General features: G+C 73.3%; 11 protein-coding genes. 3 read left to right on the top strand and 8 right to left on the bottom strand.

Going from position 1 to position 11,894, the window contains the following annotated elements:
- Positions 1–20: 20 nt before the first annotated feature.
- The 5 genes from AB0F62_RS28085 to AB0F62_RS28065 all read right to left on the bottom strand — a co-directional run bounded on the left by AB0F62_RS28085 (position 21) and on the right by AB0F62_RS28065 (position 6,495).
- The gene (locus AB0F62_RS28085; protein WP_361804948.1) at positions 21–1,046 is read right to left on the bottom strand and encodes a hemolysin family protein; all 1,026 of its coding nucleotides are present in this window, start codon (positions 1,044–1,046) and stop codon (positions 21–23) included.
- Positions 1,043–2,410, bottom strand: a complete 1,368-nt coding sequence (locus AB0F62_RS28080; protein WP_361804945.1) for a hemolysin family protein — start codon at positions 2,408–2,410, stop codon at positions 1,043–1,045. The genes AB0F62_RS28085 and AB0F62_RS28080 overlap by 4 nt, the downstream gene beginning before the upstream one ends.
- A gap of 180 nt (positions 2,411–2,590) precedes the next feature.
- Positions 2,591–3,022, bottom strand: a complete 432-nt coding sequence (locus tag AB0F62_RS28075) for a GNAT family N-acetyltransferase (protein ID WP_361804942.1) — start codon at positions 3,020–3,022, stop codon at positions 2,591–2,593.
- 110 nt (positions 3,023–3,132) lie between these two features.
- Positions 3,133–5,700 (bottom strand): FtsX-like permease family protein, encoded by a 2,568-nt coding sequence (locus tag AB0F62_RS28070; RefSeq protein WP_361804939.1) that lies wholly within the window; start codon positions 5,698–5,700, stop codon positions 3,133–3,135.
- A 9-nt stretch (positions 5,701–5,709) separates the two neighbouring features.
- Positions 5,710–6,495, bottom strand: coding sequence for an ABC transporter ATP-binding protein (locus tag AB0F62_RS28065; protein WP_361804936.1), 786 nt, complete (start codon positions 6,493–6,495; stop codon positions 5,710–5,712).
- A 141-nt stretch (positions 6,496–6,636) separates the two neighbouring features.
- On the opposite strand from AB0F62_RS28065, the gene AB0F62_RS28060 reads away from it, so the two are divergent.
- Together AB0F62_RS28060 and AB0F62_RS28055 are read left to right on the top strand one after the other, a co-directional pair.
- On the top strand, positions 6,637–6,864 hold the full coding sequence (locus tag AB0F62_RS28060; RefSeq protein WP_361804933.1) for a toxin-antitoxin system HicB family antitoxin: 228 nt from the start codon (positions 6,637–6,639) through the stop codon (positions 6,862–6,864).
- Complete coding sequence (locus AB0F62_RS28055) at positions 6,861–7,232, top strand: fic family toxin-antitoxin system, toxin component (RefSeq protein ID WP_361804930.1); 372 nt, start codon at positions 6,861–6,863, stop codon at positions 7,230–7,232. The genes AB0F62_RS28060 and AB0F62_RS28055 overlap by 4 nt, the downstream gene beginning before the upstream one ends.
- 4 nt (positions 7,233–7,236) lie before the next feature.
- On the opposite strand, the gene AB0F62_RS28050 is transcribed toward AB0F62_RS28055, so the two are convergent.
- Together AB0F62_RS28050 and AB0F62_RS28045 are read right to left on the bottom strand one after the other, a co-directional pair.
- A complete protein-coding gene (locus AB0F62_RS28050; RefSeq protein ID WP_361804927.1) occupies positions 7,237–7,833 on the bottom strand; it encodes a DUF4865 family protein in 597 nt (198 codons plus the stop codon).
- 31 nt (positions 7,834–7,864) lie between these two features.
- Positions 7,865–8,428 carry a TetR/AcrR family transcriptional regulator gene (locus tag AB0F62_RS28045; RefSeq protein ID WP_361804924.1) on the bottom strand — a complete coding sequence of 188 codons (564 nt, stop codon included), beginning with the start codon at positions 8,426–8,428 and terminating at the stop codon, positions 7,865–7,867.
- 247 nt (positions 8,429–8,675) lie between these two features.
- Here AB0F62_RS28045 and AB0F62_RS28040 point away from each other — a divergent pair, with 247 nt between their 5' ends.
- A complete protein-coding gene (locus tag AB0F62_RS28040; protein WP_361804921.1) occupies positions 8,676–10,835 on the top strand; it encodes an acyltransferase family protein in 2,160 nt (719 codons plus the stop codon).
- A gap of 197 nt (positions 10,836–11,032) precedes the next feature.
- On the opposite strand, the gene AB0F62_RS28035 is transcribed toward AB0F62_RS28040, so the two are convergent.
- Positions 11,033–11,710 (bottom strand): class I SAM-dependent methyltransferase, encoded by a 678-nt coding sequence (locus AB0F62_RS28035; RefSeq protein ID WP_361804918.1) that lies wholly within the window; start codon positions 11,708–11,710, stop codon positions 11,033–11,035.
- Between the last annotated feature and the right edge of the window lie 184 nt (positions 11,711–11,894).

The following is an 11,894-nucleotide window of genomic DNA, read 5'->3' as shown; positions in this document are numbered from 1 at the left end:
CGGCCGGCCGGACCGGCTCCTCAAGCGGCCGGCGCGTGCCCCACGAGCTCCTTGAGGACGTCCTCCATGGTCACCAGGCCGATGCCGCGGCCCTGGTCGTCGACGACCGCCGCCAGGTGCGCTCCGCTGGCCCGCATCGCCGCCAGCACGTCGTCCAGCGGGGTCGCCGCCGCGACCCTGGTGATGCGGCGCAGCGAGCCGCGCGGGAAGAGCTGGTCGTGGCGGCTCGGGCCGAGCGCCAGGGCGTCCTTCACGTGCAGGTAGCCGAGGATGCGGCCGGCCTCGTCGGTCACGGGGAAGCGGGAGAAGCCGGACCGCGCGGCCAGGCGTTCCAGCGCCGCCGGGGTGACGCCGATGCACGCCGAGACCACCCGCTCCCACGGGACGACGACCTCGCGGACCGGGCGGCGGCCCAGCTCCAGGGCGTCCTGGAGACGGATCGCGGCGCGCTCGTCCAGCAGCCCCGCCTGGCCGGCGTCGGTCACCATCCGGGCCAGCTCGTCGTCCGAGAACACGGCCGCCACCTCGTCCTTGGGCTCGACCCGCAGCAGCTTGAGCAGCCCGTTCGCGAAGGCGTTGACCGTGAAGATCACCGGACGCAGTGCCCGTGCCAGGGCCACCAAAGGAGGTCCGAGGGCCAGTGCGGTCCGCTCCGGGGCGGCGAGCGCGATGTTCTTGGGCACCATCTCGCCGAGCAGCATGTGCGCGTACGTGGCCAGGGCCAGCGCGATGGCGAACGACAGCGCGTGGATCGCGCCCTGCGGGACGTGCAGCGCGTGGAAGAGCGGCGCCAGCAGGTGCTCGATGGCGGGCTCGGCCACGATGCCGAGCACCAGGGTGCACAGTGTGATGCCCAGCTGGGCGGCGGCCATCAGCGGCGACAGGTGCTGCAGCCCCCACAGGACGCTGCGCGCCCCGCGTTCCCCGGCCTCCGCGCGCGGCTCGATCTGGCTCCGCCGCACAGAGATCATCGCGAACTCGGCGCCGACGAAGAAGGCGTTCACGACCAGGGTCAGGGCGCCGACGAACAGTTGCAGGAAGGTCATGGCGCACCCGCCCGCGGTCCGTTGTCCGTGCCTTGCGGCGCGAGGTCCTCCTGCGCGTGCGGCGCGGGGGAGATCAGCCGTACGTGCGCGGCCCGGTGGTGGGAGTCGTCGGTGACCTCGAGCAGCCACCCCTCCACCTCGACCGTGTCGCCGGTGGCCGGTATGCGGCCGAGCCGGTGGGCGACCAGGCCCGCCAGCGTCTCGTAGGGGCCGTCCCCGACCCGCAGTCCGACCTGCGCGATCTGGTCGGTCCGCGTCGCGCCGTCGGCGTCGTAGACGCGGCGCCCGGTGCGGTCCTGGTGGATGAAGGCCAGGTCGGGGGTCTCCTGCGGGTCGTGCTCGTCACGCACCTCGCCGACGACCTCCTCCACGATGTCCTCCAGGGTGACGACCCCCGCCGTGCCGCCGTACTCGTCGATGACGACGGCCATGCTCATGGAACCGGACAGCCGGTCCAGGAGCCGGTCCACGGGGAGCGTCTCGGGGACGGGCACCGGCTCCCGCAGCAGCGGGGTGATCGGGTGGCCGTGCCGTCGCTCGTAGGGCACGGCCAGCACGTCCTTGATGTGGACGATGCCGATCACGTTGTCCAGCCCGCCCCGGTGGACGGGGAAGCGCGAGAGCCCCGTGGCGCGGGTGATGTCGGCGACGTCCTGGCAGGTGGCGCTCTCCTCCAGGGCGACGACCTGGACGCGCGGGGTCATCACGTTCTCGGCGGTCAGTCCGGCCAGGCTCAGCGTCCGTACGAACAGCTCCGCGGTGTCGGCCTCCAGCGCGCCCGCCCTGGCGGAGTGCCGGGCCAGGGCCACCAGCTCCTCGGGGCTGCGGGCCGACGCGAGCTCCTCGGCGGGTTCCAGGCCGAGGCGGCGCAGCACCCGGTTGGCGGTGTTGTTCAGGTGCCGGATCAGCGGACCGAAGGCGGTGGTGAAGACGGTCTGCGGCGGGGCGACGGCCTTGGCGACCGGGAGCGGCCGTGAGATGGCCCAGTTCTTGGGGACCAGCTCGCCCACCACCATCAGCACCACCGTCGAGACGCCGGTGCCCAGCACCAGGCCCAGGGACGAGGCCCCCGCGGACGACATCCCGAGCGCGCGCAGCGGGCCCGCCAGCAGCTCGGCGATGGAGGCCTGCGCCAGCATGCCGATCACCAGTCCGGTGACGGTGATGCCCAGCTGGGCCCCGGAGAGCTGCACCGTCAGGGAGCGCACGGCCCGCAGCGCGGCGGAGGCGCCGCGCTCGCCCGCCCTCTCGGCCCGTTCCAGGTCGGTGCGCTCGACCGTGGTCAGGGAGAACTCCGCGGCGACGAAGACGGCGCAGGCCAGGGTCAGCAGCAGGGCGACGGCCAAGAGGAGCACTTCGGTCATCGGGACACCTCGGTCCCATGATCGGTCAGGCCGGGGCGGGCCGCGCGCTGCGGGCGTGGGCGACGGGACCGGAGACGTGACGGACTCGCAGGGTCGTCCATAAGCCCATCGTAGGAAGCGCGGGCGCGACGGACAGCCCGGGAACGCGGCCGGGGGTGCGCCGCGGATCCGGCCGGCGCGCTACGGGGTCCGCTCGAAGGGCTTGGTCCAGCGGCGCCAGTGGTGCTCGGGGGCGTATCCCGCCGAGCGCCAGGCGTGGTGGGCCCGCTCGTTGCGCTCCAGCACCATGGCGTCGCCGCGCCGGCCGCCCAGCACGGTGAACCGCTCCTCGGCCGCCCGCAGCAGGGCGCCCGCGATGCCCTGCCGGCGCCGGTCGGGGTGGACGGCCAGCCGGTAGAGATGGCAGCGCCAGCCGTCGAAGCCGGCGATCACCGTGCCGACCAGCTCCCCGTCGCGCTCGGCGAGCAGCAGGGCCCGGGGGTCGCGGTCGATCAGCCGCGCCACGCCCTCGACGTCGTCGCTGATGCTGGTGCCCTCGGCGGCCACCGTCCAGAAGTCCAGTACCCGCTCGGCATCCGCCCGTACGGCGCTGCGTATCCGGAGATCGTCCATGGGGCCAGCCAAGCAGTCCCCGCCCCCGGGTGGCGAGTGAATTCGGGCGTGCCGCGCTCGGCCCCCGCCCGGCCCCGTTCCCGGGCGGCTTGGAGGCGCCGCGCGGACCCTCACTCGTGGGCGATGGCGTCCAGGACGTTCATCCGCGACGCGCGCAGTGCGGGCAGCAGCGCCGCGACCAGGCCGACCACCACGGAGCCGGCCATGACGGCCCCGACCGTGGTCCACGGCACGGTGAAGGCCCGCATGCCCTCCAGCGCCAGCACCTCGTGCGTCGCCAGCCCCCACACCAGCCCCAGCGCGACCCCCAGCACCGCGCCGAAGACCGCGATCACCACGGACTCCAGGCGGATCATGCGCCGCAGTTGCCACCGGGACAGGCCGATCGCCCTGAGCAGCCCGATCTCGCGGGTGCGTTCGATCACCGACAGGGCGAGGGTGTTGACGACGCCCAGGACGGCGATGACGATCGCCAGCCCGAGCAGCGCGTACACCAGGTTCAGCAGCACCGAGATCTGGGTGCGCACCAGCTTCTTGTAGTCGGCCTGGTCGCGGACCTCGACCTGCGGATAGACCGTGAGGGCCTTCTCCAGGTTCGCCCGGAGCGTCGGCTTGTCCGTGCCGGGGGCCGCGTTGACGTACAGGGCGGCGTCCTGACCCCGGGGAAGGAACCGCTCGGCGGTGGCCAGGCCCATGGTGAGGGTGGCGTCGTCCCCGATCAGGGTGCTCTGGCTGGTGGTCAGCGCGCGCAGGGTGAAGGTCGCGGAGTGGCCGTCGACGAAGCGGACGGGGATCCTGCTGCCCACACGCAGGCCGTGCTGGGCGGCGTAGGTCGCGGAGAGCGAGAGGCTGTCGCGGGCCAGAGCGCGGGCCGTGTCGCCCTCGGCGTACTCCAGGTTGAGCGCCCGGTCCGCGCCGGGGCCGATCGCCGTACCCGTGAGCTTGGTCTTCCGGCGGTCCGGCAGGGTCATCAGGACGGACACGTACCGCACCCGCACGACCTCCCCGGCGCCGGGCACCTTCTGCACCCGCTGGGTGATCTCCGGGGAGAACGGGGCGAACTGGTCGCCCTGTACGACGTAGTCCGCGCCCAGGGCCTTGTCGATCTCGTGGTCGAAGGAGCTCGCCATCGAGGTGCCCGCGATGGACATGCCCGTGACCAGGGCCAGCCCGATCATCAGGGCGCTGGCTGTCGCGCCCGTTCGGCGCGGGTTGCGCAGCGCGTTGCGCTGGCTCATCCGGCCCACCGGGCCGAAGACGTGCGGAAACGCCCCGCCCAGCACCCGGATCACCGGCCGCACCAGCAGGGGCCCGACGACCACCGCCGCGATCAGCGACAGCCCGATGCCGATCCCCAGGAACGACGCGGCGTCACCGGTGCTCCCGGCCACCGCCGCACCGGTCAGCGCGCCCGCCGCCACCAGGGTCACGACCGCTCCGCCCGCCGCGCGCGGTCTCAGGCTCCGCCCGCCGTCCGCGACCTCGCCGTCCGACAGGGCGGCCATGGGGGAGACCCGCGCGGCCCGCCGCGCCGGCAGATAGGCGGCGACCAGCGTCACCACAAGGCCGACGGCGTACGCCGCCACCGGGACGCGCCACCGGATGACCATCTCGGCGGCGTTGACGTTCATCCCGAACACCCCGAGCAGCCGGATCAGCCCCGCCGCCATCCCCACCCCGCAGACCAGGCCCAGGGTGGAGCCGGCCAGCCCCAGGAGCAGCGCCTCCACCAGCACCGACCGCCGAACCTGTGCGCGGTCCGCGCCGAGCGCCCGCAGCAGGCCGATTTCCCGGGTCCGCTGGGCGATCAGCATGGAGAAGGTGTTGACGATCAGGAAGACGCCGACCAGGACCGCGACCCCGGCGAAGCCGAGCATGACGTACTTGATCACGTCCAGGAAGGTGGCCAGGCTCTCCACCGCCGACTTCGCCTGCTCGGCCTGGGTCGTGTAGGTGTAGCGCGGGCCGAGCGCGGCGGCGATCCGCTGCTTCAGCACGTCGTCGGAGACCCCGGGGGCGGCGTCGGCCTGCACCGCCGTCGCGACGCCCGTACGGCCCAGGAGGCGGGTCTGCGAGGTGGGGGTGTCGACGAACAGCAGGGCGGCGCCCGGATTGGTCGTGGTGAAGGTGGCGATGCCGACCAGCCGCACCGGGAACGCGCCGGGCTGGGCCAGCACCCGCAGCCGGTCGCCGATCTTCAGGTGCCGCTTCTCGGCGGTGTCGGCGTCGATCAGCGCCTCGTCGGGGCCGTGGGGAGCGTGGCCGCTGGTCAGCCGGACGGGGCTGCGGGGGTTTCCCGACCAGTTGGTGGCCAGGGTCGGGGCGCCGGTGGTCGGGCCGACCGGCCGGTCCTCGGCGTCGACGACGGTGGTGTTGCGCACCGTGACGTCGATCCGTGCGTCCGCGACGCCGGGCACCGCCTTCACCCGGTCCAGCAGGGACGCCGGCAGCGTGCGCACCTGCCCGGAGGCGAACTGCTGGTCCTCGCTGAACGCCTCGGGGGGCCCCACCGTCACATCGGCGGAGGTCGAGGCGAACAACCGGTCGAAGGTGCGGTTGACGGTGTCGGAGAAGATCGCGCTGCCGGTGACGAACGCCACCGACAGCAGGACGGCGAGCGCGCTGAGCAGCAGCCGGCCCTTGTGGGCCAGGAAGCTGCGCAGCGTCGCCCGGAGCATCGCCGGTGCCTAACCCTGCTTCCGCAGCGCGTCGAACCGCTTGAGGCGTTCCAGGACGCCGTCCGCGGTGGGCTCGTGCATCTCGTCGACGATCCGCCCGTCGCCCAGGAAGAGCACCAGGTCCGAGTAGGCCGCCGCGCCCGGGTCGTGGGTCACCATCACCACGGTCTGGCCGAGCCGGTCCACGGCCTCGCGGAGGAAGCCCAGCACCTCGGCACCCGCCTGGGAGTCGAGATTGCCGGTCGGCTCGTCCGCGAAGATCAGCTGCGGCCGGGAGGCGAGGGCGCGGGCGCACGCCACACGCTGCTGCTGTCCGCCCGACAACTGCGCGGGCCGGTGCCCCAGCCGGTCCCGCAGGCCCAGGGTGTCGATCACCCGGTCCACCCACTCCCGATCGGGTGTGCGGCCGGCGATGTCCATCGGCAGCGTGATGTTCTCGGCGGCGGTGAGCGTCGGCAGCAGGTTGAACGCCTGGAAGACGAAGCCGACCTGGTCGCGGCGGAGCCGGGTCAGCTCCCGTTCCGCCAGACGGGTGATCTCGGTGTCGCCGATCCACACCCGCCCCGAGGTGACCGAGTCCAGCCCGGCCAGGCAGTGCATGAGCGTGGACTTGCCGGAGCCGGACGGCCCCATGACGGCGGTGTAGCGCCCGCGGGCGATCTCCACGTCCACCGCGTCCAGCGCCACCACCCGGGTCTCGCCCGTTCCGTATGCCTTCGTCAGCGCCGTGGCGCGCGCGGCGGGCTCCGCCCCCGCCTCGATGCCCTCTGTGTCCGCCGCCGTCCATGTCGACACGCTTGCCCCCCAACGTGAGGAAGTGCGCAGTTGTCCGTATGCGACCCGAGCGTAGGTCGTCGGGTGCGGTGCCGCATCGTTCCGGAGGGTGAGCGCGGGGGCCGCTTGTCACTGCTAGTGCATCGGCGCTAGCTTGAGGGTATGGCCAAGACGCAGTTGAACGTGCGGGTGGACGAGACCACCGCCGCGACCGCCCGCGAGCGGGCCGCGCAGCGGGGCGTCAGCGTCAACCGGTACATCGAGGAACTCGTCCAGAAGGACGCCGGGGAGCGGGGCCGCAGCTTCGTCGAGGCCGCCGCCGACTTCATGCAGCGCTACGAGTCCGTCTTCGCCGAGGAGTTCGGCACGGAGCGCGAAGGCCGTCGTTGACCCTGCAGATCGATCTCGCCTGGCTCCTCATGGTCGCCGAGCACAACACCCCCGGTGACCCCCAGGTGACCGACTGGGGCGCGCTCGTCGCCGCGGTCAGCCGCCACCGCGCGGAGATATTCGGCGTACCCGTCTACGCCGACGCCCACGAGCGGGCCGCGTCCCTGCTGCAACTGCTGGTCCGTGTGCCGGCCCTGGAACGGTCGAACGCGCTGTTCGCCTCCGCGGTCGCCTACGCGTACCTGGTCGCCAGCGGGCTGAAGGTCGCCACGTCCCCCGAGCGGGTGCGGGACCTGGCCCGTCTGGTCAGCGACGGCACCGCCGACGTGCACGAGATCGCCGACGAACTGCGCTCCTGGTGCGTGTGAGCGGCTACGTCCACTGCCTGCCGACCGGCACCTCGTCCAGATGCGGGGCCGACAGGTGCAGTACCTCGTAGCGGTCCGGATCGGCGACGTCGGCGGGCGGCGTCCGGTCCCAGAGCGTGAAGTGGACGGTCTCCCAGTGGCGCGGGTCCACCGCCAGCACGGTCGCGTACACACCGGCCGTGCCGGCACGCTCCTCCCAGCCCTCCAGCGCCCGCGCCACCGGCTCGCGCGGGTCGGCCCCGGCCGGGATGCGCCGCCGCAGGCGGCTCGCGGCGCGGGGCGGGGCGCCGAGGGCGGGGCCCGGGCGGTAGGCGACCCCCGTCCAGTGGTCGACGTCCGGGCGGCCGAAGTCGTCCACGATGCCGCCGAATCCGCCGCCGCCCCACAGGAAGCGGTTCATGCCCCCGGTGTCGTCCCAGAGGTAGAAGGGCGCGTACTCGTTGACCGGGGAGCCCTCCGTGCCGCGTTCGCGGATCAGATATGCCTTGAAGCCGAGTCCCTCGTACGCGTCCGTGAGCCGGCCGCGCGTCGCGACCCGGTTGCGGATGATCTTCATGTCGTAGTCGGCGGGCAGTGTGATCCCGTACTGCATCGCATACATGAGTCCCCCTGGGTGTCGTGCCGGATGCCGTTCAGGCGCGCTGCGCCAGCAGGGCCAGCGCGCCGCTGACGGCCTGGTCGAAGGGCGCGGCCGTACCGGCCGCGCGGGCGAGCACATAGCCGCCCTGGAGTACGGCCACGAGCGCGGCCGCGATGTCGGCGGTGTCGAGGCCGGGCGCGATCTCACCGCGCGCCTGGCCCTCCGCGAGTACCTCCGTCAGGCGCCCGCGCAGCCACTCGAAGGTCTCGTCGAGCGGGGCTCGCAGCCGCGGGCTCGCGACGACCTCCGGATCCTGGGTGAGCCGCCCGATCGGGCAGCCCCGCAGCACCTCCCGCTCGCGGCCCAGATAGCGGGCGACCCGTTCGACGGCCGTGCCGGGCGGGGCGAGTTCGCGCTCGGCGGCCTCCCGCATCTGCTCGGCGGTGCGGCGCACGGCTGCCAGCGCCAGCTCCGGCTTGCCCGAGAAGTGGTGGTACATGCTGCCCTGGCCGACGCCCGAGTGCTGCTGGATCGCCTTGGGGCTGGTGCCCACGTAGCCGCGTTCCCACAGCAGTTCGCGGGTGCTCTCGATCAGGCGCTCGGGGGTCGTCTCCATGAGGGCAGTGTACATACCAGTAGGTACAAAACCCGGGAGTGGATCCGGAGCCCCGCGGACTCGATCGGATGAACGTCTAGGAGCGTGGATGACCGTCGGGGAACGAAGAGGCGGCCGGGGAACGGGCGGTCGGTGAAGAGCGGGCGAACCGGGCCGTTCGGGGGCAACCCCGGCCGGTGATCGCAGGTCTGGTCAGCGACGCCGTGCGGTTCGGCGATCTTCCGCCCGTGATCAGAGGAGTGTTCCCGTGGTTCGTGCGCCGTGGCCCCCCGACCTCGCGACGGCGACGCCCCCACCGCCGGTCCCGGCCGGCGCGGAGGCGCACAGCCGATCGGGCGCCGCCGGAACACGGCTGCGTGCGGACATCCAGGGTCTGCGCGCGGTCGCCGTCTCGCTGGTGGTGCTCTCCCACGCCGGTGTCGGGCCGCTGGCGGGCGGTTATGTCGGGGTCGACGTCTTCTTCGTCATCTCGGGCTTCCTCATCACCTCGTTGCTGCTGCGCGAGCTGGCACGGACCGGCCGCGTGTCGGTGCGCACGTTCTACGCCCGCCGGGCGCTGCGGCTGCTTCCCGCCTCGACCCTCGTCGCGGTCGCCACGCTCTGCGGCGCCTGGCTCTACCTGTCGAAGATCCGCTTCGAGGAGTACGCGGGGGACGCGCTCGGCAGCGCCTTCTACGTGGTGAACCTCCGGCTGGCGAACGCCGGCACGGACTACCTCAACGCGGACAGCCCCCCGTCGCCGTTCCAGCACTTCTGGTCACTGGCGGTCGAGGAGCAGTTCTACCTGGTCTGGCCGTTGCTGCTGTGGGCGAGCTGGAAGCTCGCGCGGCGCCGGCCCGGGCTGCTGGCCGTGCCGCTCTCGGTGCTGTGCGTGACCTCCTTCGCGCTGAACCTGTGGGTCACGGACTCCTCGGCCTCCTGGGCGTACTTCGGCTCGCACACCCGCTTCTGGGAACTCGGTACCGGCGCGCTGCTCGCCGTCTTCGCGGGCAGGCTGGAGCGGCTGCCGGCCCGGGTGGCCGGACCGATGAGCTGGATCGGACTGGTGTCGCTGCCGGCCGCGGCGGTCCGGTTCGACGACACCACCCCGTTCCCCGGGTGGTACGCCCTCGTACCGGTCCTCGGCACCGCGCTGGTGCTGGCGGGCGGCTGTTCACCCACGCGGTACGGCGCGGGCCCGCTGCTGTCGCTGCGGCCGGTCACATGGGTCGGCGGCCTGTCGTACGGCTGGTACCTGTGGCACTGGCCGATGCTGGTGATCCTCCCGAGGGCGCTGGACAGGCCGGCGACCGCCCCCTTCGGGCTGCTGTGCGCGGCGATCGCCCTGCCGGCGGCCTGGGTGACGCTGCGTCTGGTGGAGAACCCGGTGAGGTTCCACCGGATGTTCCGCGGCCGTCCGGCACGGGGGCTGGGGCTGGGGGCGGCACTGACGGCGTGCGCGTCGGCGGCGGCCCTGCTGGCGGTGACCTTCCCGCCACCGATCAGCTCGGGCGTGGCGGCGCCCGAACTGAGGAGCGTGCTCGGCGGGGCGGCCGACCCGCAGGCCCGCCTGACCGAGCTGCTGGGGGCGCCGAACCGCAGTCTGCCGAGCAATCTGACTCCGGGGCTCACCAAGATCAAGGGAACGCTGTCCGCGATCTACCGCGACGGCTGCCACATCGGTTACCAGAGCGAGGCGACACCGCCGTGCGTCTACGGCGACCGGTCCGCGTCGCGGACGGTCGTGCTCTTCGGGGACTCCCACGCCGCGCAGTGGTTCCCGGCACTCGACCGGATGGCCCGGGAGCACCACTGGAGACTGGTCTCGCTGACCAAGTCGTCGTGCAAGGTCGCCGCGGTCACCATCGTCCACCAGGGCAGACCGTACGCGTCCTGCGACCGGTGGCGTGCCGGGGCACTGGCCAGGATCGCGTCCCTGCGCCCCGCGCTGGTGATCGCCTCCGCCTCGGACGCTGCCGACCCGGCCCGGCCGTCCGGCGACCCGAACCGGCAGTGGACCGACGGCTTCGAGCGGACCTACCGGGAACTGGTCAGGAGCGGCGCCGAGGTGCTGGCCATCGAGGACACCCCATGGCCGAAGGAGGACGCGGTCGACTGCGCGGGGGCCCATCCGCTGGAGCTGGAGCGGTGCGCGTCCGACATCGGGCACGCGGTCAAGGACCCCGAGAAGAAGCGGGAGATCACCGAGGCGGCGGCGGTCACCGGCGTCTCGGTGATCGACCCCGCCCGCTGGCTCTGCGGCGCCGGCGGCGGCTGCCCCGTGGTGGTGGGCGACACCTTCGTCTACCGGGACGACAGCCACCTCACCGAGTCCTACGCCGAGGCCATCACGCCGGTACTGGATCACGCGTTGACGGCTCTGTACGGCGCCGACCTGACCCGGCACCCCGTACGGGCCGCGTCCTAGCGCCTGTCGTCAAATTCCCGCCTGCCCCACGGCGCCTGGCGCGGCGCCTCGCTGCGTTGTCGAATCGTCCGAGTAGCCCACTACGAGGACGACTCTCCGCCTTGCGATGCACCGCACGTGGGGGCACCTCCCAGCGCCAGCTGGGGGAACCGCGGGGCCCGCCCTTCGGGCGGCCGGCGCCAATTTGACGACAGGCCCTAGGCGGGGCGGCGCGCGATGGCCAGGATGTGCGACGAGCTCGGCAGCGGCAGGGTCAGCCCCTTGGCGCGCTCCGGGACGCGGAACCGGCGTAGCTCCAGCAGCTCAAAACCGGCCGCCTCGACCGCGGAGAGCGTGTCCCGCCCGGTCCGGCAGCCGCCGAACAGCAGCGGCCACAACGTGTGGTCCGCGGCCCACTGCAGCGCCACCTGCCCCCGGCTCTCGCCCCGGCAGTGCTCCAGCAGCCGCAACTCCCCGCCCGGGCGCAGCACCCGGTGCAGCTCGGCCAGGGCGCGCTTCTGGTCGCGCACGGAGCACAGCACCAGCGAGGCGACCGCCGCGTCGAAGCCCTCGCTCTTGACCGGCAGCGCCTCGGCGACCCCGGGCACGACGTCCACCGGCACGTCGGCGCGCCGTGCGGCGTCGGCGGCCAGCCGGCGCAGATGCCGCTCCGGCTCGATGGCCACGACCTCGGAGACGGCACGCGGATAGTGACGGAAGTTCAGGCCGGACCCCGCACCGATCTCGATGACCCGGCCGGTGAGCCCCGCCAGGGCGTCCTCCCGGTGCGCCCCGAAGCCGGCGCGGGCGTCCATCACCGGTCCGCAGCGGGCATAGAAGCGGGCGAACAACGGGTGATGGACGGGTTCGCGCGTCACGCTGGTGCGGCTCCTCATGGCGGACCCCTTCGCCTCGGCACGGCTTCCTCCGATTGTGCCGCGCCGGCGGCTCCCTGCGGGTGCGGTGCGGTTGATGTGGGGGGTTTCCCACCCTCCCGCCCGATTGCCCGGCGCGGTCAGTGACCGCGCCGCTGCGTGTGTGGTGGGCCGGGGTCGGGGCCTCCGGGGCTGGGCATTCTGG

Source organism: Streptomyces sp. NPDC026673 (assembly GCF_040638135.1).
In the GTDB taxonomy this organism is placed as follows: domain Bacteria; phylum Actinomycetota; class Actinomycetes; order Streptomycetales; family Streptomycetaceae; genus Actinacidiphila.
Note: the sequence above shows the minus strand (reverse complement) of the source record. Positions and strands in the feature narration are given on the sequence as shown.